Origin of the sequence: Oceanobacillus longus, from assembly GCF_042650085.1 — a bacterium.
In the GTDB taxonomy this organism is placed as follows: Bacteria; Bacillota; Bacilli; order Bacillales; family Amphibacillaceae; genus Oceanobacillus; species Oceanobacillus longus.
Genome location: NZ_JBHSAO010000003.1, coordinates 126,137 through 152,082 on the forward strand (window position 1 = coordinate 126,137; position 25,946 = coordinate 152,082).

At 38.9% G+C, this 25,946-nt stretch carries 18 protein-coding genes and 1 riboswitch; of the genes, 9 read left to right on the forward strand and 9 right to left on the reverse strand.

What is annotated here, in order from left to right; translation table 11 throughout:
• Positions 1 to 24 precede the first annotated feature (24 nt).
• Entirely contained in the window at positions 25 to 963 is a 939-nt protein-coding gene (locus ACFOUV_RS06495) for an L-threonine 3-dehydrogenase (protein WP_379495978.1), read from the forward strand.
• Positions 964 to 1,188: 225 nt separating this feature from the next.
• On the opposite strand, the gene ACFOUV_RS06500 is transcribed toward ACFOUV_RS06495, so the two are convergent.
• Complete coding sequence (locus tag ACFOUV_RS06500; RefSeq protein ID WP_379495979.1) at positions 1,189 to 2,808, reverse strand: ABC-F family ATP-binding cassette domain-containing protein; 1,620 nt, start codon at positions 2,806 to 2,808, stop codon at positions 1,189 to 1,191.
• A gap of 281 nt (positions 2,809 to 3,089) precedes the next feature.
• Between ACFOUV_RS06500 and ACFOUV_RS06505 the strand changes: the two genes are divergently transcribed.
• Positions 3,090 to 3,701 (forward strand): hypothetical protein, encoded by a 612-nt coding sequence (locus tag ACFOUV_RS06505; RefSeq protein ID WP_379495980.1) that lies wholly within the window; start codon positions 3,090 to 3,092, stop codon positions 3,699 to 3,701.
• Positions 3,702 to 4,298: 597 nt separating this feature from the next.
• On the forward strand, positions 4,299 to 5,279 hold the full coding sequence (locus ACFOUV_RS06510) for a helix-turn-helix transcriptional regulator (RefSeq protein ID WP_379495981.1): 981 nt from the start codon (positions 4,299 to 4,301) through the stop codon (positions 5,277 to 5,279).
• Between the two features lie 43 nt (positions 5,280 to 5,322).
• On the opposite strand, the gene ACFOUV_RS06515 is transcribed toward ACFOUV_RS06510, so the two are convergent.
• The 4 genes from ACFOUV_RS06515 to rarD all read right to left on the reverse strand — a co-directional run bounded on the left by ACFOUV_RS06515 (position 5,323) and on the right by rarD (position 10,733).
• A complete protein-coding gene (locus tag ACFOUV_RS06515; protein WP_379495982.1) occupies positions 5,323 to 5,958 on the reverse strand; it encodes a YpmS family protein in 636 nt (211 codons plus the stop codon).
• 11 nt (positions 5,959 to 5,969) lie between these two features.
• Positions 5,970 to 6,878 (reverse strand): SGNH/GDSL hydrolase family protein, encoded by a 909-nt coding sequence (locus ACFOUV_RS06520; protein WP_379495983.1) that lies wholly within the window; start codon positions 6,876 to 6,878, stop codon positions 5,970 to 5,972.
• Between the two features lie 297 nt (positions 6,879 to 7,175).
• Positions 7,176 to 8,897, reverse strand: coding sequence for a PLP-dependent aspartate aminotransferase family protein (locus ACFOUV_RS06525; RefSeq protein ID WP_379495984.1), 1,722 nt, complete (start codon positions 8,895 to 8,897; stop codon positions 7,176 to 7,178).
• Between the two features lie 102 nt (positions 8,898 to 8,999).
• Positions 9,000 to 9,118: riboswitch (SAM riboswitch) on the reverse strand.
• A gap of 709 nt (positions 9,119 to 9,827) precedes the next feature.
• A complete protein-coding gene (rarD, locus tag ACFOUV_RS06530) occupies positions 9,828 to 10,733 on the reverse strand; it encodes an EamA family transporter RarD (RefSeq protein ID WP_379495985.1) in 906 nt (301 codons plus the stop codon).
• A 169-nt stretch (positions 10,734 to 10,902) separates the two neighbouring features.
• Here rarD and megL point away from each other — a divergent pair, with 169 nt between their 5' ends.
• The 3 genes from megL to ACFOUV_RS06545 all read left to right on the forward strand — a co-directional run bounded on the left by megL (position 10,903) and on the right by ACFOUV_RS06545 (position 14,283).
• Positions 10,903 to 12,087, forward strand: coding sequence for a methionine gamma-lyase (gene megL / locus ACFOUV_RS06535; RefSeq protein WP_379495986.1), 1,185 nt, complete (start codon positions 10,903 to 10,905; stop codon positions 12,085 to 12,087).
• Positions 12,088 to 12,296: 209 nt separating this feature from the next.
• A complete protein-coding gene (gene cls / locus ACFOUV_RS06540) occupies positions 12,297 to 13,736 on the forward strand; it encodes a cardiolipin synthase (protein WP_379495987.1) in 1,440 nt (479 codons plus the stop codon).
• 34 nt (positions 13,737 to 13,770) lie between these two features.
• Positions 13,771 to 14,283 (forward strand): acyl-CoA thioesterase, encoded by a 513-nt coding sequence (locus tag ACFOUV_RS06545; RefSeq protein ID WP_379495988.1) that lies wholly within the window; start codon positions 13,771 to 13,773, stop codon positions 14,281 to 14,283.
• An 80-nt stretch (positions 14,284 to 14,363) separates the two neighbouring features.
• Here the strand turns inward: ACFOUV_RS06545 and ACFOUV_RS06550 are convergent, their stop codons facing one another.
• Complete coding sequence (locus tag ACFOUV_RS06550) at positions 14,364 to 14,693, reverse strand: winged helix-turn-helix transcriptional regulator (RefSeq protein ID WP_379495989.1); 330 nt, start codon at positions 14,691 to 14,693, stop codon at positions 14,364 to 14,366.
• Between the two features lie 304 nt (positions 14,694 to 14,997).
• Here ACFOUV_RS06550 and ACFOUV_RS06555 point away from each other — a divergent pair, with 304 nt between their 5' ends.
• Positions 14,998 to 16,242, forward strand: coding sequence for an aminopeptidase (locus ACFOUV_RS06555; protein WP_379495990.1), 1,245 nt, complete (start codon positions 14,998 to 15,000; stop codon positions 16,240 to 16,242).
• Positions 16,243 to 16,821: 579 nt separating this feature from the next.
• On the opposite strand, the gene recQ is transcribed toward ACFOUV_RS06555, so the two are convergent.
• Entirely contained in the window at positions 16,822 to 18,969 is a 2,148-nt protein-coding gene (gene recQ / locus ACFOUV_RS06560) for a DNA helicase RecQ (RefSeq protein WP_379495991.1), read from the reverse strand.
• 1,013 nt (positions 18,970 to 19,982) lie between these two features.
• Between recQ and ACFOUV_RS06565 the strand changes: the two genes are divergently transcribed.
• The gene (locus ACFOUV_RS06565; RefSeq protein ID WP_379495992.1) at positions 19,983 to 21,833 is read left to right on the forward strand and encodes a cation:proton antiporter; all 1,851 of its coding nucleotides are present in this window, start codon (positions 19,983 to 19,985) and stop codon (positions 21,831 to 21,833) included.
• A 43-nt stretch (positions 21,834 to 21,876) separates the two neighbouring features.
• Here ACFOUV_RS06565 and ACFOUV_RS06570 read toward each other — a convergent pair whose 3' ends face one another.
• Together ACFOUV_RS06570 and ACFOUV_RS06575 are read right to left on the reverse strand one after the other, a co-directional pair.
• Positions 21,877 to 22,062, reverse strand: a complete 186-nt coding sequence (locus ACFOUV_RS06570) for an SE1832 family protein (RefSeq protein ID WP_379495993.1) — start codon at positions 22,060 to 22,062, stop codon at positions 21,877 to 21,879.
• A 32-nt stretch (positions 22,063 to 22,094) separates the two neighbouring features.
• Positions 22,095 to 23,186: an AI-2E family transporter gene (locus tag ACFOUV_RS06575; protein ID WP_379496007.1), complete on the reverse strand. Its 1,092-nt coding sequence runs from the start codon at positions 23,184 to 23,186 to the stop codon at positions 22,095 to 22,097.
• A 284-nt stretch (positions 23,187 to 23,470) separates the two neighbouring features.
• On the opposite strand from ACFOUV_RS06575, the gene ACFOUV_RS06580 reads away from it, so the two are divergent.
• The gene (locus ACFOUV_RS06580) at positions 23,471 to 25,213 is read left to right on the forward strand and encodes a phospho-sugar mutase (RefSeq protein ID WP_379495994.1); all 1,743 of its coding nucleotides are present in this window, start codon (positions 23,471 to 23,473) and stop codon (positions 25,211 to 25,213) included.
• Positions 25,214 to 25,946: the final 733 nt, after the last annotated feature.

Below are 25,946 nucleotides of genomic sequence, written 5' to 3' on the forward strand. Positions count from 1 at the left end.
TCGGTTCAGTGGGGGATTTATAAAATGAAAAAAATTTTAGTGACGGGTGCTCTTGGCCAAATTGGTTCAGAACTGACGGAGAAATTGCGTGAAACATATGGACTTGATAATGTAATCGGTACAGATATACGGAGAGTAGATGGAATAGAAGATAAAGGTCCATTTGAAGTCGTCGATGTTACAAAAGCAAACCAATTAGTTGAAGTTGCGAAAAAGTATAAGGTAGATACAATGATGCACCTTGCTGCCCTTTTATCTGCAAAGGCGGAAGCATTCCCAAAAGTAGCATGGGACATTAATATGGGTGGCTTGATTTATGCATTGGAAACAGCTAGAGAACTTGATTTAAAATTTTTTACACCGAGTTCTATTGGTGCATTTGGCCCGACTACACCAAGGGACCAAACACCACAGGATACTTTGCAGCGTCCTACAACGATGTACGGCGTAAATAAAGTAGCTGGTGAACTATTATGTGACTATTATTATAACCGCTTTGGTGTGGACACTCGTGGGGTACGTTTCCCTGGTTTGATTTCCTATGTCGCGCCACCAGGTGGGGGAACAACCGATTATGCAGTCGAAATCTATTATGAAGCAGTAAAAAACAATGCTTACACTTCCTATATTGCAAAAGGAACCTATATGGATATGATGTATATGCCGGATGCGCTGAATGCAATCGTCCAACTTATGGAAGCGGATTCAGAAAAACTAGTACATCGAAATGCATTTAATATCTCTGCAATGTCAGCGGAACCGGAGGATTTTGCAAATGCAATTCAAAAGCAAATACCTGATTTTAAACTTTCCTATAATGTAGATCCAATCAGACAAAAAATTGCCGAAAGCTGGCCGAATTCGATAGACTCACAAGCGGCAAAGAATGAATGGGGATTTAAGGCGGAATATGATATCGATCGCATGACAGCAGACATGCTGGATAAGATTAGGGGGAAATAGTGGAGGAGGCATTCGCCGATAAAATTCGAAAAACGCCGATAAAACAAAAAATTCGCCGATAAACCCGAGAGTCCGCCGATAAACCCACTAATATCGCTGATAAGTTAATAGTTGCTTCCATTTATCTGGCTATCATTCTCTGAAATGAAAAGAAAAACCGACTAAGTCTGCATCATGTGCAGGATTTAGTCGGTTTTTCTCCATTCGGTCGCCACCGAATCTATATTAAGCATACATTTCTTTTATTTGTTTTTGCAACTTGCGGTCTGAAACATATTCATCATAGCTCATTTCTTTATCAACAAGGCCTGCTGGAGTAATTTCAATCAGGCGGTTTGCAATACTATTAATAAACTGATGGTCATGTGATGTGAACAGAATAGACCCTTTAAATTTAATTAATCCGTTGTTTAATGATTGAATCGATTCCAAATCCAAATGGTTTGTTGGCTCATCAAGCATAAGTACATTAGAGTGGGATAGCATCATCTTAGATAGCATACAACGTACTTTTTCTCCTCCGGATAGTACATTCGCTTTTTTCATGGCTTCTTCGCCAGAGAACAGCATTCTTCCCAAGAATCCACGTAAAAATGTTTCTGTCTCATCCTCTGGGGAATATTGACGAAGCCAGTCGACCAATGTAAGTTCTCCGTTTTCGAAGTATTTCGCGTTATCTTTTGGAAGATAGGACTGTGACGTTGTAACTCCCCATTTATATGTTCCAGCATCAGGCTCGATTTCACCAGCTAAAATTTTCAATAAAGTTGTTTTCGCGACATCATCTTTACCAACGAATGCAATTTTATCATCCTTATTCACGATAAAGCTGACATTATCGAGAACTTTCACATCCCCAATCGTTTTCGTTAATCCTTCGACCCGCAGTAAATCATTCCCAATCTCACGTTCAGGAGTGAATGCGATATATGGATATTTACGAGAAGACGGTTTAATGTCATCTAAGGAAATATTATCAAGCATTTTCTTACGTGAAGTAGCCTGTTTTGATTTAGATGCATTTGCACTAAACCTTGCAACGAAAGCTTGTAGTTCTTTAATCTTTTCTTCCTTTTTCTTGTTGGCATCTTGTGCCATTTGTGTTGCAAGCTGACTTGATTCATACCAGAAATCGTAGTTCCCGATATATACCTGGATTTTTCCAAAGTCAACATCGGCAATATGGGTACACACTTTATTTAAAAAGTGTCTATCATGCGAGACAACAATGACGGTATTTTTAAAGTTAATCAGGAATTCTTCCAACCATTGAATAGCCTGAATATCAAGTCCGTTTGTCGGCTCATCAAGAAGTAGGATATCCGGGGTGCCGAATAAAGCTTGAGCAAGCAATACTTTTACTTTTTGATCCGCGGGAAGTTCGGCCATTTTCATGCTATGAAGTGACTCCTCAATTCCTAGACCTTTCAGTAATACAGCTGCGTCAGATTCTGCTTCCCAACCATTCATTTCAGCAAATTCGCCTTCAAGTTCTGCTGCACGCATGCCGTCTTCCTCAGAAAAATCAGCCTTCATATAGATGGCATCTTTTTCCTGTTTCACTTTATATAATTTCTCATGACCGATTAATACAGTGTCAATGACATCATGATCTTCAAAAGCATAATGGTCCTGCTTCAAAACAGTGAGGCGCTCGCCAGGAGACATCGAAACGTTGCCTGTTTGCGGCTCAACATCGCCCGATAACACTTTTAGGAAAGTTGATTTTCCTGCACCATTTGCACCAATAACCCCATAGCAGTTTCCAGGTGTAAATTTAAGATTTACATCTTCAAACAACTTTTTATCGCCATATCGTAAACTTACATTATTAACAGTTATCATTCTTGGTTTTTCCTCCAATAAATAAATAGTAATCATCGTAAGCTTACGTTATTTAGCGTAAGATTGCAAGATATCGTAGTAAAATGTTTTAGATATATCTATAGTTATTCACAGTTTCCAAATACTTAAAAGTTTCATATGCTATATAAATAGGAAGTTATTTTATAGAGTGTAAAAAAAAGTCTTGTATATTTCCTGATTTTTTGTAATAGTAGTACAAAAGGCAGTTGTTTTAAAAGAAGAATAAAAAGATCGCCCAACCTTTGAAAGGGGGAAAGTAAATGGGTGAAAAGCTGATTTATTTTCTTTTTACGGATACGGGAAGCTATTTATCGAAAGCGATAAATTATTATACAAAGAAGTCACTGAACCATGTATCCATCGGTTTTGATCCACAGCTTAATGAATTATACAGTTTTGGAAGAAAGCAACCAAGAAATCCGTTTATCGGTGGGTTTATAAAAGAAGATATTGAAAGTGAGTTTCTAAAAAAAGCGTCCTGTGAAATATACAGTTTTTCAGTTTCGGACGAAGATTATTCCGCTGTTATTGAAAATATTAAAGAGATCGAAACAAGGAAAGAATACTATAAATATAATTTTATTGGATTGTTTGGTGTGATGCTGGATATTGAAATTAATCGTAAATCTGCTCTATTTTGTTCTCAATTCGTTGCGACCGTTTTAAGAGATCTGGATAAGTTTAAGTTTGAAAAGCCAGCCTGTTTTATTACTCCTACAGATATTCGCAATTACCCTGGTATGCAATTGGTGTATCAAGGAGTACTTGAAGACTATCAAGATCAACGAGAAATTACTATCGAAGAGACTTTGCCAAAGCAATCATTTATTTTTCTATTATCCAATCGATTTAAGCGCTTGGTCATAAAGTAAGAACCATATACTCTGTAAATGGTTCTTTTTTCATTTATTAAGCTTTTTTTTAGAAGATAGGCACTGCACACTCCTCGTCCCGCCGGAAAGAGATGTTGTTATTTCATAAAATCTATTAACTCCGAAGTAACTGCTGATTTTTCTATAGTATGCAGAAGCTTCGGCGACAGCTCTGGGAAATATACTTCGCTTTCCGCGGGCGGCTGGTGAGCCTCTTCATGCTAACGCATTTCAGAGTCTCACCTATGCCTTTCCTCCCGCTGGAGTCTTCGTATATTTCCCAGAGCTGGAAGGTTGCTGACTATGACTACACTTGCTAATAGATAAAATAACCTCCTACAGCTTCACCAGTCCGGGTGAGCGGCGGGCGGTGACTCCTGCTTAGAACAGACGTGTCCGAAGACCTGAAGAGTGGTTTTCTCTTCGGGCCTGAGGCCGTGCCCTAAGGATGCGCATCCGCCCAGAGCGATCCCGGACGGCGAGATAAGTTACTTCAAAGTTTACCTCAACTGAGACGATTAAAAAGAAAAACACTTATGCAAGAGCCTTTATTAAGGATGCGTAAATCTGTTAAGCTATTTATTAGGAGATGAGGTTATGGAACGTGAGAGTAATTATCGGTTATTAAATTTAAGAAAGTTGTTATTTGAAAAAACCGATGAACAGAATGAATTGGGAATTCAGGAAATGATTGAACGTTTGCAGTTGGAGATGACAGATACGAGTTTTGACAAACGGACAATCAAACGGGACCTGGAAATACTGGATGAGACAGATTTCGAAATAGTACGCAATACAGGAAAGTTTGGGAAGATTCTATATAGTCACCAGGCACGTTTGTTTGAAACATACGAGTTACGATTAATTATTGATGCGGTATTATCGGCGCGCTTTATTACAGAAAAGGAAAAGAATAATTTGATTGATAAAGTGAAAAAGCTGACAAGCAAACGAATAGCAAATACATTGCCGGAACCTATCCTATTCAGTCAAACATCGAGTATGGATTATGAGATGGTAAAACTCAATATTGATTTTGTACATAGAGCTATATCGGAGAAGAGGGTGCTTACCTATCAATATGGGAAATACAACATACATAAGGAATTTGAATACAACAGAGATGGTGATCAATACTTCGTGGAACCCTATGCGTTAATTTGGCAAAATGATTACTATTATCTGATCGGCCGTTTTCAACAAAATGATCAAATGCGACATTATCGCCTTGATCGAATACGTCATATTAAAATAAATGAAACTAAATTTGTCCGTAAAAATTTTAATCTACAAGACTATGTCAATCAAAGCTTCCATATGTTTGCAGGAGAGGAAATATGGATCAAAATTCGATTTCATAAAGATCTTGTGAATGTAGTGCTCGATCGTTTTGGACAAGAAGCAGATATGAAAGAGCTCGATGAAAATTATTTCGTTTTAAAAACAAAGGCAAAGCTATCGGATGGATTAATTAATTGGATTTTGACCTGGGGGAATAAGGCAAAAGTGCTTGAGCCTGAACATCTGAAAGAACGGATGAAACGTCAAATTCAAAAGATGATGGAAGTATATGAATAGTATACAGAGAAGGAGATGCATTTTTTCATGCAGCTCCTTCTAATTAATCTCTTAGCATTTCGATCCCTAATGTTTCATAAGGGATTTTTAATTTAAAGGCAAGATTGTTGGCCTCTAAATCAATTGTTTGAACGGCAACTTGAAAGTTACTTTGAATATCCATATCTGTAACGGCAACATATATTTCCTGTTCTTTTGGATTAACGGTAACCCATTCAGGCATAGGAAGATATTTATCCATATATTCCATGATTTTTTGATTTGGGAGCTCAAGTAGCCCTACGGATATGGATCGTTGTTGTAAAATCAGGTCCCCATTCTCCTGGACTAAGGGTTCAAAATGAACGGATAGCGGAACAGTTGTTGAAAATACAGGAAGCTCACCAATCAGATGTACATCATCTTCCAAGGAGATTCTGTAATGATGTCTTGTATCTCCCAGTAACTTTTCAATATAGGCATTGACTAGACTGTTCAAATTTTGTTTCGATGTCCGTATAACAAATTCAGAACTATCCTGTTCCATTTGTTCTTCCGTAACTGGTATTTCGTTTTCTGATACAGGCCAAAAAATGAGTGAAAGCAACAGTATAATGATAAATATATTAAAGGCAAGTAAGCTATAAAAAAGCTTTTTCCATTTATTCTTCATCTTCAAACGCTGTATTCTTTCTTTCATAGCGTTCATCCTTATCTAATCGTAATATATTCAAGTACCCGTTTGGCAATCCGATAATATCCTTCATAGTTCGGGTGGAAATTATCATCAGCAAATAGAGTTGTCTCTGGGTCTGTATCCGTATCTGTAAATAAATCTTCCGTAGGTATAAAAGTTGTATTTTCATAGTCGCTCACAACATTATTTCCGGTAGTGTTCCAAGTTTCGACGATTAAATCCAGTTCTTTTATATCCTGAAAATATTGTTTAAATGGGTTATAAAACCCAAGCAGGTAGATTTTAGTATCCGGGTTCAGTCTGCGAATTTCTTCAAATATTTCACGGAGTCTTTTCTCGTAATTATCCAGTTCAAAAACAAAATCCTCCATTACCAGATTGGTGAAGTTTTCTTTAGCTACTTGCATAATATCATTGGCACCAATGGTAATCAATACGATATCGGCATCCTTAATAGAACTCGCAATTTCCTCATCTTCTAAACGCATTAATAGGTGATCTGTCCGGTTTCCACGCTTTCCGAAGTTATCAATTTGAGCAATTTGCTTGTTGCCATTTATCGTCCGATCCAAAATCCCTACGTACCCGTTTTGTTCTGTTTCGTCACCAACACCTTGTGTAAGGGAATCGCCAATAGCGACAATATGAGTCTCCTGGTTTGTAAAGAAGTCCACTGTGCTTTGTACTGTTTCAGCTATAATCTGTGGAAATGTCCGTTGTTCTGTTTCTTCCGATTCAGCCTCATTCGTTTCCTCTTCTTCTTCGAATTCTATCTGTTCTTCCAATTGTGACTCTTTTTCCGCTTCCTCGGATTTCATAAAAGGCTCGGAGGTTTTCGAATCTGTTTGATTCATAAAATAAATAATTGCCGTACTACTAATAATTACGATTACTAAAATAATAAATATACTTTTTTTCTTCATGTCATCACACCTAAGCAGTTAGCTGTTATATTTTATGTAAAGGAATGTCTATTTGTCCATCTAAATCTATTCTAATCATATACCCTATTGAAGCAAATACCAATCTATGAAAGTTTTCAATTTTCGATAGGTTTTCCAACTCTTATATTACCTTTATAAACATCCTTTTAATAGTGTTATCAATAAAATAAGAAGTTAAACTTTTGAACTAAAAAAATCACCTTCATTGAAGAAGGCGATTTTTGTTATGGTATTAAAGAACATTCCCTAAGTTATGGATTTGTAAACCAGTTTTCATCAAACGTTTATCGTCTCCCTCAATGAATTACTACGGATGGCAAGAGCTTCTTCAGCAGGATTTTTACCTTTAATAAGGATTATTCCCGCAGCTTCGGCATGTTCTAATAATTCCTGATTGTTTGTATGCTCGGCAAAGATAATTTTCCCTTCTTTATTAATTAGTTGCTCAATAATAGTGGAAGGGAGTTCCTTGCTGTTTACCCATAATGCATCAATGGGGGACGGGTACGCTGTTAATTTCTCGTACGCTTCCTCCGAACCTTCTCCAATCTGGATAACCTTGAATCCTTGTTTTTCCAAAGTGAGTCTGGAAGCATGATCAATATCGATGCTTGCAATTACCTTTGGACGTAATCCGTTACTACGGTCAAATGGTGATGAAAGGAGCCATTTGATTGCCTCTGCTTCTTCTGACACGTTTGTTAAACCTGTTTGTCCCGTTGCATTGCCGATTGCCTGATCCAAATCTGCAAGTATGTCCTCAACAGCTTCGAGTCCAATGGATAGACGAACAAGTTCTTCCGTCACACCGCTTTTTTTCAATTCCTCAGCACTTAATTGTTGATGTGTTGTTGAGGCAGGGTGAATAATTAATGATTTTGCATCTCCAACATTGGCAACATGTGACCATAGCTTTACACTGTCAATCAACTTTCTGCCGGCATCACGACCACCTTTAATACCGAAAGTTATAATGGAACCATAGCCGAGTTTGAAATATTTCTGGGCAAGCTTATGAGAAGGATGTTCTGCCAGTCCAGGGAAACTAATCCATTCCACAGCAGGATGCTTCTGTAAATATTGTGCAACCTTTTGTGCATTTTCTGTGTGTCTTTCAATACGCAAGTGAAGTGTTTCGAGACCTTGTAAAAGTAGAAATGCGTTTTGTGGACTTAGGCAAGCTCCAATATCACGTAATAATTGAACACGTAATTTTGTAATAAAAGCAGCTGGGCCAAGATCTTTGTATTTCAATCCATTGTAGCTCTCATCAGGCTCTGTGAATCCCGGGAAACGTCCGTTATCCCAATTGAATCTTCCGCCGTCTACCACAATGCCACCAATCGTTGTCCCATGTCCTCCAATCCACTTTGTTGCAGAATGAACAACAATATCAGCGCCCCACGTAATTGGTTTTGCAATATATGGTGTGGCAAAGGTATTATCGATAATTAAAGGAATTCCGTGTGCATGGGCAATATCGGCAACCTTTTCTACATCAAATACATAAAGACTTGGATTCGTTATAATTTCTCCAAAAACAGCTTTTGTTTTATCAGTTATTGCTGCTTCAATTTCATCTGGATTGGTTCCATCAACAAATTTGACGTTTATTCCATAACGAGGAAGTGTCGTAGCAAATAGATTGTATGTACCGCCATATAGATTACTATCTGCAATAATTTCATCACCAGAGCCTGCAATATTCAAGATTGCCAGGGTAATTGCGGCCATCCCTGATGAAGTAGCTACAGCCCCTATGCCGTCTTCGAGTTGAGCTACTCGTTGTTCAAATGCATCCACTGTCGGATTCATTATTCTTGAATAAATATTTCCCGGCTCAGCTAATCCAAACAAATTTTGTGCGTGTTCTGTGTCCCGGAATACATAAGAAGTAGTTTGATAGATTGGAACTGCCCGTGAACCTGTTGTTGGATCTGGCTGCTGGCCTCCGTGAAGTAATACGGTTTCTGAATTTTGAACATGAAATTTTGTCATAAGTAATTCCTCCCATTTAATTAGTTTTCTTCATATCTGGAGGAAGAGGATAAGCAAAAAGCCCTCTTCCTAAGAAGAGGGCGTATGTACGAATCAGTCCTCCTCTTATCTTCCAGATCAATCGATGATCTGTAGGATTTAGCACCTTTAACAACAGACGAGTCTGCTCTATGGTTGCCGGGTTTCGCAGGGCCTATTCCCTCCACCACTCTCAATAAGAGATTGCTTTATTATATTAGTGTGAGTATATAATGTTTTCGAATAATTGTCAATAAGGTTTCTGAAAAATTAATATTTAACTCAACTTTCGCAGAGTGAAATGGACATATAAGTCTTGGTAGATTAGGAGGGTTGGATATATTTATACGCCAAAGCTATTTACGATTACTTTAATTACCTTTTCTATAAATTGCGACGTAACCTAGGTTTATCCTGGGAGATAAGTACTTCTGCTGCCGTCCGTGATCGCTCTGGGCGGATGCTTTCCGCGGGCACGGCCTCAGCCTCCTCGAGAAACCCACTCTCCGGGGTCTTCGGACACGTGCTATTGCCGCAGGAGTCACCGCCCGCCGCTCACCCGGACTGGTGAAGCTGTATAATGTGATGCTATTTCAGCTATTCGCAAGAAGTAATTGTCAGCAACCTTCTAACTAGCTATGGGAAATACACGGAGACTTCTGCGGGAGGAAGGCATAGGTGAGACTCTGAAATGCGTCAGCATGAAGAGGCTCACCAGCCGCCCGCGAAAAGCGCAGTGTATTTCCCAGAGCGATCGCCGAAGTTCCCTATTCTAGTTCTTAGTTTATCTCAACTCTGTGATGATTAAACGGCTATAAACAGTACGAAAACATCCTTTTTTTACCAAGGTTACCAAAGTGGTTATTAAAGATATTCTAGTTTACCCCAGTTAACTGTTGGAACCTATACAAGCTATTCCGATTTGGTCTGTCTCTTTGGTCTTTTGTAGACAGAGAACATATAGATGAACAATGCAGTCCATATAAGGATAAATGTAATTAAATGGGCCGTGGTGAACGTTTCATTGTAAAGAAATACACCTAAAATAAGCATCATGGTTGGTGTGATGTACTGCAGGAAACCTACCATTGCTAAAGGGATCTGTTTGGCTCCACTTGAAAAGAGTAATAAAGGAACAGCTGTTGCGATTCCAGCTCCAATTAAATATAGATTTGTAGCGGTAATAAATGGCTGAATCGTAAAGGAATTTACTGGAATTACCCATAAATAAATAAGGGCAACTGGAGCAACAATCATTGTTTCAATCGTTAAACCATATAAAGCACCAATATCAACCGTTTTTTTCAACAAGCCATACAATGCGAACGATGTGGCCAGCAGCAGAGATACCCATGGGAAAACACCATAGCTGAAAGTAAGGTAAAGCACACCAGCTGCAGCAAGGATAAAAGAAATGACCTGTCCTTTTGAGACGGACTCCTTTAAGATTATTATCCCAAGTAAAATACTGATTAAAGGATTAATATAATAGCCCAGACTTGCCTGTAGTACATGGCCACTGACAACTGCCCAAATAAATAAAAACCAATTCAAACTGATGACGATAGAAGCTGCAGTAATACCAAATAACTTTTTTCTATCCTTAATAATTGCATGGCATTCGCGAATGAATGGCCGCCATTTTCCTAATGAAATAACAAGCAGAAGCATAAAAGCACATGACCATACAATGCGATACGCTAGAATTTGGCCAGCAGGAACATATTCGAGCTGTTTCCAGTACATTGTAAGAAAACCCCATAGGAGATATGCACTGAATGTATATAGAATCCCTAGCTTTGTCTGACGACTATCCATCTTTTTACTCCTTTTCAAATGAGACTATGATAATAGTAGATTGAAAAAATGAATAAAGCAATAAATGGGCTTGGAAACCATTGAAGAAAACGCTTTCAAGTAAGTGCGATTTCCTTTATGATAGTAGTAAAGATTATAAATTGTAAATGTATGTGAAGGGAGTCATTTCATGAAAAAGAAACAGGACCATTTTGAAACTGCTGTCATCCATCAGGGCTATGATTCAAAAAATATGCTTGGAAGTCTCACTCCACCAATTTTTCAAACTTCTACTTACACTTTTGAAAATGCAGAACAAGGAGAACGTCGCTTCGCTGGTGAAGAAGAGGGGTATATTTACTCCCGACTTGGTAACCCGACTGTTCGTGTCCTTGAAGATCGGATGGCAGCATTGGAAAACGGTGAAAAAGGTCTTGCTTTTGGGTCAGGCATGGCGGCAGTCTCAGCTGTCTTAATTGCATTGACCAAGGCAAATGATCACATTGTCTGTTCTTCTGGATTGTACGGTTGCACATTTGGACTATTGACGATGATGGAAGAAAAATACAATATCATTACGAATTACACGGATATGAAAACAAAAGCTGAACTCCGAGCGGCCATAAAACCTGAAACTGTTGTCATTTATGTGGAGACACCAATCAATCCGACAATGAGGCTCATCGATTTACAGATGGTAGCTGAAGTTGCAAGAGAATATCATATACCTGTAGTCGTTGATAATACGTTTTCTACCCCATATTTACAACGCCCACTAGACCTCGGTTGTGATGTCGTTATTCATAGTGCAACGAAATATATCGGAGGACACGGGGACGTTATTGCTGGTTTGGCGGTAGGGAAAGAATCATTTATCGATTTAGTTGCACGCACAACACAAAAGGATATTGGTGGTGTGCTATCCCCATTCGATGCCTGGCTTTTGATTCGAGGGCTCAAAACATTGCCTGTTAGACTTGATCGTCATTGTGATAATGCAGAAAAAATCGTAGAAAAACTAAAGGATCATCAAAAGGTAGCATATGTTTATTATCCAGATGACGAAAAGAACCCTGATATTTCTATCACAGAAAAGCAAATGAAACGTGGGGGAGGGGTTATCTCCTTTGAAATCAAAGGAGATAAGAAAGTGGCGCAGCAAGTACTGAACCATTTAACTTTCTTAAAAATTGCAGTGAGTCTTGGAGATGCAGAATCATTGATCGAGCACCCTGCCACAATGACCCATGCAGTAATTCCAGCTGAAACCCGTCAAGGAATGGGAATAACTGATCAATTGATTCGACTCTCAGTCGGTCTAGAAGCATGGCAGGATATTTGGTCTGACTTGGATCAGGCTTTAAACAAAATATAAAAGGGTATACTTCACTTATACACGTCTGAACCAGTAAAAGCTGGAGCAGACGTGTTTTTGTTTTGTATCGATTATAAGTCGGGAAAAGTTGCGGAAATGGAAGACATTAACGTTGTCAATTTGTCTTAATTATCTTGGAATAAATTTCTATGCTATATTATAAAGTAGAAGATTACATACACACTCTAAAGAGGAGGGGGCTGTCAGTCATGGAAATACTATCTTTTTTATTAGGATTTATCATTTTTTTAAATATAGCATTAGGGGCTTCCATTGTATTCTTGGAAAGAAAAGATCCCACTTCTTCATGGGCTTGGCTAATGGTCCTTCTATTTATACCAATTGCAGGATTTTTCCTTTATTTGATCTTTGGCAAACCAATAAGCAAACGACGGATTTTCACATGGGATAAAAGAAGTAGAATGGGTGTCAAAACAGCTGTTCAAGCACAACTAAGATTAATTGAAGAAAAGGAACATATCTTTAATAACCAGAAATTAGCCCCATACGCAGATTTGGTATATCTTCATTTACGGAATGATGATTCCATTTTTTCGCAAAATAATCATGTCGATATTCTTACCGATGGAGAAGAAAAGTTTAATGCATTAATTCTGGATTTGCAGAAGGCGACCAATCATATTCATATGCAATATTATATTATGCGTAGTGATGGGCTTGGCGGGCGCCTGGCTGAAGTGCTAATCAAAAAGGCAAACGAAGGTGTAGATGTTCGTTTATTGTATGATGCTATGGGTTCACGCTCATTAAAAAAAAGCTATATAAAACGATTGAAAAATGCTGGTGTCATGGTGGAAGCTTTTTTCCCTTCAAAGTTTATATTCAATCTTAAAATTAATTATAGAAATCACAGGAAATTGACGATTGTCGATGGAAAGGTCGGTTATATCGGTGGTTTCAATGTGGGTGACGAATATCTTGGTAAAAACAAAAAGTTTGGCTACTGGCGGGACACGCATTTACGTCTGACAGGAGATGCTGTGCAGAATATGCAGACGCGTTTTATTCTTGATTGGAATCAGGCTTCCCACGAGAAAGTTCAATATGATGAGCATTTTTATAATACAAGTCCCAGTGGTGATATTGGTGTACAAATTGTTTCCAGCGGTCCTGATTCGGAATGGGAACAAATCAAGAATGGCTATATTAAAATGATTATGGCCGCAAAGGAATATGTGTATATTCAAACTCCCTATTTCATCCCTGATGAGAGTCTTCGTGATGCATTACGGATAGCAGTATTATCGGGTGTAGATGTAAAAATTATGATCCCGAATAAACCCGATCACCCCTTTGTCTATTGGGCAACACTTTCCAATAGTGGCGATCTTTTAAATGCTGGAGCAGAAATATTTATTTATCAAAATGGATTTCTCCATGCGAAAACAATTATCGTAGATGGAAAAATTGCATCGGTAGGTACCGCAAATATTGATGTTCGTAGCTTCCGACTGAACTTTGAAGTAAATGCATTCTTATATAATCCAGTTATCGCCGAAAAATTGGTTCAGAAATTTAACGAAGATATTGAGTTATCCACACAGATGACGAAAAAACTTTATGAAAAGAGATCGGTAGGGATACGTTTCAAGGAGTCCATTTCAAGATTGATCTCCCCGGTCCTATAGTTCTTACAACCAGAAATTGTTAGGAGGAATTCACATGGAAGCAAAGCCTTGTTCAAAATCAATTGCATTAAAAACAACACACGTCCTTCCACCTGATACAAACGCTTATGGAACACTTTTTGGTGGCAAGTTAATGGCGCATTTAGATGATATTGCTGGAATTGCTGCAGTAAAACATGCCAAAAACCCCGTAGTTACAGCATCAACAGACTCAGTTGATTTCCTTGCACCAGTAAAAGTTGGGCATTACATCTCCATAGAGGCATTTGTGACATGGACACACCACACGTCGATGGAAGTTTTCTCAAAGGCAATAACTGAAGATATTGTAACAGGAGAAAGACAAGTATGTACGACAGCATTTATGACATTTGTAGCAGTTGATTCAGATGGCAAACCAGTCCCGGTCTCGCCAGTTTATCCCGAATCAGATCACGAAAAAATGCTCCATGAGAGCGCCCCACTCAGGGCGAAACGTCGCGAAGAAAGAAGAAAGAACTCCAAAGAACTAGCCAAAACATTCGGAACGAAATATGTAATGGAATAATGTACAAAAGCGGAAGTGCACGGTTATTAACTAATTTAAATAAAAAACAAAAAGGACTGCCAATGCAGTCCTTTATAATATTAAGCGTTTTGGTCTTCCAGTTCTTCTGGTGTAACGTTGTTATTGGCCCAGTTTTGAATTTCTTTTATGACTGGTTCCAGACTTTTTCCTTTGTCCGATAAGGAATATTCGATACGAACAGGAAACTCGGAATAGATGTTGCGTTCAACGATACCTTCTTTTTCGAGTAACTTTAATCGGTCAGAGAGTAGTCTTCCGCTTATGGGCAAATCTGTTTCCATCTCTGAAAAGCGCTTCGTGCCCTTTAATAGTTCAAACAGTATTAAACCAACCCAACGTGTACTAAGAAGCCCCATAGCCTTTTCAAACCTTGGACATAAGATCTCCATGAAGATCACCTCACTCTTTTATAAATCGCCTTTATATTAGTTATTGTCATTATTTCTACATGAATTACAAAAAGTAACTTATTCTACATTTTAACATAATACCTTTATAACGTAAATAGAATTGAAAAATTTTAGGATCATACAGGCGAAGATACTTCTTAGAGGGAAATGAATTTTGGTAATTTTTCGGGTAATATGAAATAATAGGTATATAGTGTGTGTAGGGAGATAGTGATAAGGTATACTGGTTACGATACGCTTTTTTAGTAATATATAATACGAAATATCTTGTGGAGGTTAAATTATGGTGAGCCAACAGACTCAGGAAAAATATGCGGAGTTAGCGTTACAAACAGGAGTTAACTTACAAAAAGGACAAACTTTGATGATTAATGCCCCAATTGAAGGAGCAGACTTCACAAAAATTGTTGTTCGCAAAGCTTATAAACTAGGTGCGAAAGACGTACATATTAACTGGACTGATGACGAATTGACGTTGTTGAGATATGAGAACGCTCCCGATGAAGTGATTGCCGACTATCCGGAATGGAGAGTAAAACTTCATGATGCGCTTGCAGAAGATGGTGGAGCAGTATTAAACATTCGTTCAACAAATCCGGATTTATTAAAAGACATAGATCCTTCCCGTGTAGCAAAAGCAAATAAAGCAGCAGCAGAAGCAATGGTAAATTTCCGTAAATATACAATGAATGACAAAATTACTTGGTCCATTATTTCCATTCCATCAGGCGACTGGGCACAAAAAATCTTTCCGGAACAATCAAAAGAAGATGCAATCGATAGCCTATGGAATGCCATCTTGAAAATTGTCCGTGTTGATCAGGAAGATCCAATTGCAGCCTGGGATGCACACAATGAGACATTAAAAACAGCACGTGAAGTATTGAATGATAGAAATTACAAGAAGCTTATTTTTAAAGCACCTGGAACAGATTTGGAATTGGAACTACCTGAAGGACATATATGGAAAGGTGGATCGGCTGTTTCAGAAGGCGGTGTTACATTCAATCCAAATATTCCAACAGAAGAAGTATTTTCAATGCCACACAAATATGGTGTCAATGGAACAGTTGCCAGCACGAAGCCGCTTAACTATGGTGGCAGTCTGATTGATAACTTCAGTCTTACCTTTAAGGATGGACAAGTAGTTGATTTCAAAGCAGAGCAAGGGGAAGCTGTACTAAAGCATCTGCTCGACTCTGATGAAGGTGCAAAGAGACTTGGTGAAATTGCATTAGTACCACATGAATCACCTGTATCCCAATCCGGACTGATTTTTTATAATACATTATTTGATGAGAACGCTTCTTGTCATATTGCTTTAGGAAAAGCTTATCCAACTAATCTGGAAGGTGGATCGGCGATGAGTGGTGAAGAGCTAGATAAGCATGGTGTAAACGATAGTCTCATCCATGTGGACTTCATGATTGGCTCGGAAAAAATGGACATTGATGGTGTACTAGCAGACGGTACAACCGAAGCTGTATTCCGTAATGGAACATGGGCACTGAATGTAAAAGGTGAGTAATAAATAAAGGCAGTCTAGGGCAGTGGGACTGCTTTTACTCGTCCTACCCGAAAGAAATTGTTATTATTTCATAAAATATATAAACTCCGAAGTAACTGCTGGTTGATGTAGAAGCTTCGGCGACCGCTATGGGAAATACACTTCGCTTTTCGCGGGCGGCTGGTGAGCCTCTTCATGCTGACGCATTTCAGAGTCTCACCTATGCCTTTCCTCCCGCAGAAGTCTACGTGTATTTCCCATAGCTGGAAGGTTGCTGACAATGACTTCACTTGCTAATAGATAAAATAACATCCTACAGCTTCACCAGTCCGGCATCCGCCCGTAGCGATTCCGGACGACAGCAATAGCACACATCTTAGAATACCACCCAGAAGTTACGTCACTTTGTGGATAGGATCTAATAAAGGTAGAGGTTAGTTCGCTTTATCTCAACTGCGAGGTTTATAAAGCGACAGACATTACAAAAATTACCTAGATAAAAAATGGCGATGCATCTCTTGCGAGGTGCATCGCTATTTTTATTCCGTGTTTAGGCTAATAAATAACCGCCCATCGTTATATACTTACGGGCGGTTTCTTTTACATCAATTCATTTTTAATCAAAACTGCTTTAATCTTCGTATAGTCGTATTCTTCTGGTAATGCTTCCTTCAGTGGCTTTAACTTCTTCTCCTCAAGTTGACTATGTGCAGCAATCACAGTAGCTTCTTCCGTCTCATCAAAAAAGATTCCCCATGCGAGCGGGTAGCCATCCTGAAATGCTTTAAAGATATGATTCTCGATAGTCATTTTTGAAAAGTCACGTATTGCTGCAATATCTTTAATAGTTTTCCCTGATTGAAACATTTGATAGCTAATCAAATGACTCGGCCGGTCATCGTCTGTTTTCTTTGTCTTTGGTCGGCTCGTTGCAGAATCACTAATCCTTATTTTTTGTTTCACATCCTGGTGTGCTGCTCGCCATTCCTTGATAACGGTCAAGAAGTCGTCACCATACTGTTCGTATTTCCTTTCGCCGACCCCCTTGATTTCCAACATGTCTTCTTTAGAAGTGGGGAAATAACGACTTAGTTCCTTCAAAGTTGCATCGGAGAACAGTACATACGGCGGTACATTTTTCTCATCTGCAATTTGCTTCCGTAGTACACGAAGTTCTGTAAATAAGTCCTCATGGTAATCAGCGTCATCACTCGTTGGAATTGGAGCTGTATACATCTCAACATGTCGATTCCCTTTCAACACGTCTACGGAGTTTTTGTTCAACCGTAATGTCGGATATTGTCCCTCTTCGGTTCCGAGTAGTTGCTCTGCAATAAGAAAGTGAACTCGTTCGGTGAGCTCTTTCTCTGTATAGGCAGACAATATTCCATACGTGGAAATTTTATCGAGACGGAAATCTTTTATTTTTTTATCTTTTGACCCTTTCAGAACTTTGGCAGTCATTCCAACACCGAACCGTTCTCCCATTCGTTTCACACAAGATAAGATCATTTGCGCTTCTTCTGTAATATCAACTTTTTCTTGGCGCTCCACGCAGTTACTGCACCGACCACATGTTGTCTTTATTACGGTATCATCAAAATAATCCAAAATAAATGATGTCAGGCAACCGTGTGTATGACAGTAATTGATCATCGCTTGTAATTTACGGTATTCATTTTGCTTGGAAGCATCGTCCATCTGGGATTGCTCGATTAAGAACTTCTGCAGTTGCACATCCTGTGGGGAGAAGAGGAGGATACAATCACTTGGTTCACCGTCACGCCCGGCTCTTCCTGCTTCCTGATAATAGGATTCGATATTCATAGGCATTGCATAGTGAATGACATATCGAACATTAGACTTATCGATTCCCATGCCGAATGCATTCGTTGCTATCATAATCGATTTTTCATCATGGATGAATGCAGACTGTGCCTGCTTACGTTCTTCTTCCGATAATCCGGCATGATACTTGGCAACGGTAATCCCGCGTTTGGAAAGCTGGTCATACAAAGCGTCTGCCTGTTTTCTGGTAGCGGTATAAATAATTCCAGACTCTTCTTGATGTTCATCTAAAAATGATCGTATGTAAGACGATTTATCTTTACCTTTTACAATATGGAATGATAAATTAGCTCGTTCAAATCCAGTATTGACGACATGGTTGTCCGTAATAGTTAATAGTTCCTGAATATCAGAGATAACTTCCTCTGTTGCTGTAGCGGTTAATGCCACAAAGACAGGAATATTGGACAGTCTTTTTAAGTTGGGGACGATGGAACGATAGCTTGGTCTGAAATCATGTCCCCATTGGGATATACAATGTGCTTCATCGAACGCAACGAGTGCAAGGGGGATGCGTTTGATTACATTTACAAAAGAACCGGATTCAAAGCGTTCAGGTGCAACATAGACAAATTTATACCGGCCCTTCTCCACGTCACGTAATCGGGTTTGCTGTTCACCTGTTGAAAGTGAGCTGTTGATGAAGGTAGCGGGGATACCCAACGCCTGTAGTGCATCTACTTGATCCTTCATAAGAGAGATTAAAGGGGATATGATAATTGCAGTTCCATCCATGGATAAACCGGGAATCTGGTAACATAGTGATTTACCGCCACCGGTTGGCATGACAGCGAGTGTATTATTGAACTGTAAAATGTGATCGATCGTATCCTGCTGTCCGGGGCGAAAGGATTCGTAACCAAAGTAAGTTTGCAGGATTTTTTCTTCTTTCACTAACATGCTGCAGAGCCTCCTTATAAAATGTATAAACTTATCCTAACATATTTTTTCCACTGTGCACGAAATTGGTTGGAAATAGAATTTTATACGCACATCCCTTGAAAATAAAAAATATGTATGCTCAATAAATAACTAAATTTTCGAATTCTGAAATTGATATATATATATACCTTGGTGGAATTAGAAGGGTTGGAGATAGACTGCTCAAGTTGATTTCGATTAAGTCTTTAAACTGAGCAGTCTGGATACATGGAGATTCCAAGGCTCTTTTCGTTAACTTTGTTGATTTTTGACCATCGCCTTTTACATAAAGTGCGAAGTAACTGCTCTTCCCGCCGTCCGGGATCGCTCTGGGCGGATGCTTTCCGCGGGCACGGCCTCAGCCTCCTCGAGAAACCCACTCTGCGGGGTCTTCGGACACGTGCTGTTCCCGCAGGAGTCACCGCCCGCCGCCCGCCGCTCACCCGAACTGGTGAAGTTTTATAATGCCATTTTAGCTACGCTAGTACAGTAATTATTAGCAACCTTCTAACCAGCTCTGGGAAATACACGGAGACTTCTGCGGGAGGAAAGGCATAGGTGAGACCCTGAAATGCGTCAGCATGAAGAGGCTCACCAGCCGCCCGCGAAAAGCGCAGTGTATTTCCCAGAGCGATCGCCGAAGTTCCCTATTCTAGCTCGCATTTCATCTTAACTCTGCAATTAAAAGGCAATAAACATTACGAAAATAGCCTTTAGAAAACAGTCTTATTAGAAACATTCATTCAATAAGTTCAACCCAGTTAACTGTTGGAATTTATTTTTATTTTATTGATGCGAAAGTTTAGTAAATAATTCATTAAATATTAGTGACAATTCTCTATAGTCAAATAACAATGCGGCTTAATTAATTTACATTTTGCTTATTCATCTATAAAATATCATTATAAATATCACGCTTTAATTCGTGTAGGTTTTCATTTGACTATACGATCCGTACGTTAGTTAGGAAAATCTGAATAAGGGGGTATGGCATGGTACCATCTTTGTTATTTGAAATTATGATTATTGTATTTCTTGGAATTGGTTCACAATGGGTGGCATGGCGTTATCGTTTGCCGGCAATCGTTGTAATGTCAGTTACAGGATTACTCATTGGTCCGATTTTTGGCCTAATAAACCCTGAGCAGGATTTTGGCCCTTTATATAGTCCACTCATTTCGGTAGCAGTGGCAATCATTCTATTTGAGGGAAGTTTGAATTTAAGTTTTAGGGAATTGCGGGGAATTGGGAAACCGGTTTTTCGAATATCTACGGTTGGCGCATTTATCGCTTGGATTCTTGGTTCTCTTACAGCTCATTATATAGCTGGGCTTTCGTGGGCAGTTTCGTTTGTCATTGGTGGTTTATTCATCGTGACAGGACCGACTGTAATCATGCCGCTGCTAAGGCAGTCAAAATTAAAGGCAAGACCTGCCAAAGTGCTGAAATGGGAAGGAATTATCGTTGATCCAATTGGAGCATTGCTGGCAGTTTTTGCATTTGAAATTATCACGTTCATGACTGCAGACAACCCCGATCCATCACAGCTTTTATTGTTCTTTGCTGCATCATTATTTGCAATAATCCTTGGTTGGGCGCTTGGGCGTGGACTGGGATGGATGTTTGAAACAGGCCATGTACCAGAGTTTCTAAAATCCTCGGCCGTTGTTGTCGTGGTCATCCTTTGTTTTACTGTTGCAGATGAAATTATGCATGAAACCGGACTTTTATCTGTTACAGCGATGGGGATTACATTAGCGAACATGGGAATTAGCTCTATATCAGATATGCGTCACTTTAAGGAAAACATTTCTGTTCTGCTTACATCGACCATCTTTATTATGCTGACAGCCTCTTTAGAAATGGAAACGATTCTCCATATATTCAGTCCGAATATTATTGGTTATGTATTGTTAATGATGTTTGCAGTAAGACCTTTGTCCATCTTTTTATCAACAATCGGTACAGGACTGTCCTTCAATGAAAAAGCGTTACTGGGATGGATTGCTCCCCGTGGAATCGTTGCACTAACGGTTTCTGGTTACTTTGCAACGGTTTTAGCTGATGCTGGATATGAAGGTGCATCTATTTTGACAACACTGACCTTTGCACTCGTTTTCTTTACTGTTTTAGCACACGGTTTTTCAATTGGCTGGTTAGCGAAAAAGTTAAATCTCTCTATGGAAGGAAATCCGGGAGCATTAATTATTGGTAGTAATCCTTTTACCGTAGAATTAGCAAAATCACTAACAAAAGCAAATATACCAGCGATTATTGTAGACGCTTCATGGGAACACCTGGGTTTGGCAAGAAAAGCTGGGGTCCCAACTTTTCATGGGGATATGCTTTCCGAACAGACAGAGCATCACTTGGATACAATCCCTTATGATTACATGCTTGCCTTGACAAGCGGGCGTTCGTTTAATTCTTTAGTCTGTACAACATTCTTACCGGAATACGGCAGAACAAACGTATTTAAGGTGAGTCCTTACACACAGTTTGATAATGGACACTCGAGTGGTGTTGTGTCTAAAGTAGGTGGAAGAATATTATTTGATAAAAAGTTTTCACTGGAAGATTTGAATGAAAAAGTGGAAAGTGGTTTTGTTGTACGTCAGACAACGCTGACAGAGCAATATAACCTGGAGTCTTATAAGAAAGACAAGGATCCATCTACCGTTTTCCTTTATTTAGTGAAACCTTCTGGGCAACTGAAATTCTTCTCTGAAGAAATGCGAACCGTACCGGTATCAGGAGACACGATCGTAAGTTTAACACCTCCGAGTAAGGAGAAATCCAAGATTCAGGCTAAATTGGATAATAACCGCAATTCGAATCAATAAAAAATAGGGAACAAACCAGAAACTTGGTTTGCTCCCTATTTTTTTAAGCTTCCGCCAGTTCATCCAACTGTCGGTTTACTTCTGCAATTTCACCTTCCAGACGGATGAGTTGCCCTTCTGCGGATGACACTCTTCCTTTTACATATTCCAATTTATCCAAGTCACTTTGAATACGGACATAATCTGATTTTAATTCAACCAACTTAGTTTGTAATTCTTCTTTTGTCATAAATAAAATCCCCTTTTGTTTTTAATATATCCTTAAATTAATGCATCATCTTTATCTTTTTTCGATTCCACATAGGTATTATAAAAGTGGACAATAATCGTACGTAACACAGCATAGAATGGTACTGCAAACAGAATACCGATAAATCCTGCAATACTGCCCGCAGCCAGAATAACTGTAATAATGGTAAGTGGATGTAAATCCAGGGCCTGTCCCATTACATTTGGTGAAATCAAATTACTTTCGATCTGTTGTGCCACCAGCATGATAATAGAAACCCATAGTAGATTCATTGGATCCTGAAATACACCGACAATTAAGGCGGGGGTCACTGCAATGAAAGGCCCAAGGTACGGTATAACGTTTGTTAACATGCCGAACAATGAAAGTGCCAAAGCATAGTCGAGTCCAATAATTAAATAGCCAATTAATAATAATACCCCGACAACAAAACTGACAATAAGCTGCCCCTGTATAAAGGAAGACAATACATTATCTACCTTACCTAGCAGATTACGGATATTATTTGCCTTTTTCTCACTGAAAATATGAGTGATAAATGGAACGAGTTTTTCCCCGTCCTTTAGCATAAAAAACAGGAAGAAAGGAATTAATACAATACCGGCAACAAGGCTTATGACATGTCCAATAAACCCACTGATAAATCCAAATAAGTATTCGATTGTACTCTCAATAATGGTTGGAAGATTATTTGTAAAATCGTTAATTGCAGTAATTACTTGATCAGGAATAGCTGTATAATTCCTTTGCCAATAATCGATAAAATCTTCTACCATCGTTATCATCGAAGGTATGCTCTTTACAAGATTCGTAACCTGATCCCTGACAATTGGCCAGATAAATAGTACAAATAGCGTTAAAACAATAATAATCAGCAAGAACACGAGAATGATAGATAAGATACGTGGAACTTTATGCCGTTCAAAAAAGAGCATAATCGGCTTTGTTAAGTAATAAAAAATCCCAGCTCCAATGATAGGGAACGCCACTGCACCTATAATTTGTATAATTGGAATAAATATAAAGGTTGTTTTAGAAATTAATAAAACCAGCAAAAAGAGAAGAATAAAGAATATAAAAACTCGGAACCAACGTTTATGCACCAATAAAATCACTACTTTCTCAACTTTTTCGTATACTTCTATATTACCTGCAAAAAGAGATAATAGAAAGCTTCTATATATCTATTAGATTATTTCCATAAATGACAGTAACTAAACAAGATGTATGGAGGATGTTCAAAAGGTCCGGTAAGAATGACACAACAATGTTTCTCACTAGGACTAATTGAACTGTCTTTTTATCCTCCTTTTGGAACACGTACTTATAGTATAAAGTACGAAAGTGTGCTAAAATTTTGGCAAATAGAGGTACGGGGGGCAATCGTATGGAGAATTGGGAAAATACTTATAAAAAATGGAGTTCATTTAAACATCTCGATGAATCTTTAAAAATAGAATTACATAACAAGAAGGATAATAAGGCTGCATTGGAAGATGCTTTTTATAAAGAATTGGCTTTCGGGACAGGTGGAATAAGAGGTCTGCTTGGTCCCGGTACCAACCGGATGAATATTTATACCGTTAGAAAAGCAGTTAATGGCTTGGCAAATTACCTTTTGGCTAACCGTGTAAATGTGAAAGACAGAGGCGTTGTTATTGCTTATGATTCCAGATACATGTCGCCGGAATTTGCTATAGAATCTGCAAAAGTACTTGGATCTTATGGAATAAAAGCACATATATTTGAATCACTAAGACCAACACCCTTGTTGTCATTCGCAGTTCGTTATTTAAGCACTGCTGCTGGAATTATGATTACAGCAAGTCACAATCCACCGGAATATAATGGTTTTAAAGTATACAATGAAAATGGTGGGCAAATTACACCAGATGAAGCAGATAAAATTATTAATACGATAAAACAGACAGAAGATGAGCTGACGGTTCCATATTTGGAAAAAGTAGATTTGGAAGAAAAGGATTTACTTAGTTGGCTCGGAATTGAAATAGACAATGCATACTTGTCTCGTCTGAAGCAAATTACCAAAATGAGTTCTGAAGTGCAGGAACAGGAAAAGGACTTGCAAATTGTTTTTACACCATTGCATGGAACATCCTATCACCTTGTTACGAAAGGCTTGGAACAGCTGAATTTCACGAATGTGTCAATTGTAGAGGAGCAGGCAAAGCCGGATCCTGAATTTTCAACGGTTCAATCACCAAATCCAGAAGAGCATCAGGCTTTCAAAATGGCTATTGAGCTAGGGGACAATACCAATGCAGATATCCTTCTAGGTACGGACCCTGATGCAGACAGATTAGGCGTTGCGGTCAAAAATAAAGCAGGGGAATATCAAGTCTTGACAGGGAATCAGCTGGGATCATTACTTCTCGATTATATTTTGACACACAGTGACCGAAAAATATACCAAAACTCCCGCATGATAAAAACAGTTGTTACGACAGAACTTGGAAGGGCAATAGCGGATGCAAACCAAGTGGAGACAATAGATACATTGACAGGTTTTAAATTCATCGGTGATAAGATTAATCAGTTCGATTCGACAGGTGAAACATTTGTTTTCGGATTTGAGGAAAGCTATGGTTATCTGATTAGCAGTTTTGTCCGTGATAAAGATGCAGTTCAATCAGCGATGATGGCAACAGAAATGGCTTATTTTTGGAAACAGCAAGGAAAAACACTGTTTGATGCATTGGATGTATTGTATGAAAAACATGGGTACTATTTAGAGGGGATGTCTTCACTAACGCTAAAAGGGAAAGAAGGATCTGACCGGATTGCTAGTACTATGAATAAAATTCTGACCAATCCATTAACAGAAATTGCTGGAATTAATGTTGAGAAAATAGAAAACTACTTAAGCAGTGAGCGAATAATAGTGGCTGATAATACGAGAGAGACCATAGACCTTCCAAAAGAAAACATGATGAAATTTATACTTGAACAAGATGGCTGGGTCTGCTTGCGTCCATCCGGTACAGAGCCAAAACTTAAATGCTACTATGGAGTTCGGGGAAACAGCCATCAAGATAGTAAGCAAATCCTACAATCACTAAAGGAAACGATGGATCAAATGTTAGATGAAATGGTTAACCAACCAAGATAGAAGAGACTATGATATGAAAAAGGCCATTTTATAATATTTGTTGTTCTTTAATCTTTGCAAAGTCGAGATAAACTGCGAAGTAACTGCTATCTCGCCGTCCGGAATCGCTCTGGGCGGATGCTTTCCGCGGGCACGGCCTCAGCCCCGAAGAGAAAACCACTCTTCTGGTCTTCGGACACGTGCTGTTCCCGCAGGAGTCACCGTCCTCCGCTCACCCGGACTGGTTATGCTGAATTGCTATTTTAGCTACCCGAAAGTGTCAACCTTCTAACCAGCTCTGGGAAATACACGGAGACTTCTGCGAGAGGAAAGGCATAGGTGAGACTCTGAAATGCGTTAGCATGAAGAGGCTCACCAGCCGCCCGCGGAAAGCGCAGTGTATTTCCCAGAGCGGTCGCCGAAGCTTCTACAACAACCAGCAGTTACTTCGTAGTTTATAGAATTATTGTAAAAAACAACAATTCTTTTCGGTGGAACGAGTAACTTCAGAGTCAATCTTCTGGAAAACAGTTTATAAGAAATAACCGCGTAGGAATTTGACAATGAAGGCTAAAAAGGGTTTAATGTTTAATAGATTAATATTTCCTAAAGGGGAGTAGCTGCACAATTAAAGTCGTCATTACGAGATTATATCTCCGGCTCAATTGGCAACGCACGTTGTTAGCGAGACCTTTACCCATTCGCAGGTAAAGGTCTCTTTTTGTGCTTTTATCTGCTAATGAGACTATATTTT

What these genes read in the sequence shown, in the direction of transcription:
- ACFOUV_RS06495 (WP_379495978.1), top strand. Translation starts at nt 25, where the DNA reads ATGAAAAAAATTTTAGTGACGGGTGCTCTTGGCCAAATTGGTTCAGAA.
- ACFOUV_RS06500 (WP_379495979.1), bottom strand. Translation starts at nt 2,808, where the DNA reads ATGATAACTGTTAATAATGTAAGTTTACGATATGGCGATAAAAAGTTG.
- ACFOUV_RS06505 (WP_379495980.1), top strand. Translation starts at nt 3,090, where the DNA reads ATGGGTGAAAAGCTGATTTATTTTCTTTTTACGGATACGGGAAGCTAT.
- ACFOUV_RS06510 (WP_379495981.1), top strand. Translation starts at nt 4,299, where the DNA reads ATGGAACGTGAGAGTAATTATCGGTTATTAAATTTAAGAAAGTTGTTA.
- ACFOUV_RS06515 (WP_379495982.1), bottom strand. Translation starts at nt 5,958, where the DNA reads ATGAAAGAAAGAATACAGCGTTTGAAGATGAAGAATAAATGGAAAAAG.
- ACFOUV_RS06520 (WP_379495983.1), bottom strand. Translation starts at nt 6,878, where the DNA reads ATGAAGAAAAAAAGTATATTTATTATTTTAGTAATCGTAATTATTAGT.
- ACFOUV_RS06525 (WP_379495984.1), bottom strand. Translation starts at nt 8,897, where the DNA reads ATGACAAAATTTCATGTTCAAAATTCAGAAACCGTATTACTTCACGGA.
- rarD (WP_379495985.1), bottom strand. Translation starts at nt 10,733, where the DNA reads ATGGATAGTCGTCAGACAAAGCTAGGGATTCTATATACATTCAGTGCA.
- megL (WP_379495986.1), top strand. Translation starts at nt 10,903, where the DNA reads ATGAAAAAGAAACAGGACCATTTTGAAACTGCTGTCATCCATCAGGGC.
- cls (WP_379495987.1), top strand. Translation starts at nt 12,297, where the DNA reads ATGGAAATACTATCTTTTTTATTAGGATTTATCATTTTTTTAAATATA.
- ACFOUV_RS06545 (WP_379495988.1), top strand. Translation starts at nt 13,771, where the DNA reads ATGGAAGCAAAGCCTTGTTCAAAATCAATTGCATTAAAAACAACACAC.
- ACFOUV_RS06550 (WP_379495989.1), bottom strand. Translation starts at nt 14,693, where the DNA reads ATGGAGATCTTATGTCCAAGGTTTGAAAAGGCTATGGGGCTTCTTAGT.
- ACFOUV_RS06555 (WP_379495990.1), top strand. Translation starts at nt 14,998, where the DNA reads ATGGTGAGCCAACAGACTCAGGAAAAATATGCGGAGTTAGCGTTACAA.
- recQ (WP_379495991.1), bottom strand. Translation starts at nt 18,969, where the DNA reads ATGTTAGTGAAAGAAGAAAAAATCCTGCAAACTTACTTTGGTTACGAA.
- ACFOUV_RS06565 (WP_379495992.1), top strand. Translation starts at nt 19,983, where the DNA reads ATGGTACCATCTTTGTTATTTGAAATTATGATTATTGTATTTCTTGGA.
- ACFOUV_RS06570 (WP_379495993.1), bottom strand. Translation starts at nt 22,062, where the DNA reads ATGACAAAAGAAGAATTACAAACTAAGTTGGTTGAATTAAAATCAGAT.
- ACFOUV_RS06580 (WP_379495994.1), top strand. Translation starts at nt 23,471, where the DNA reads ATGGAGAATTGGGAAAATACTTATAAAAAATGGAGTTCATTTAAACAT.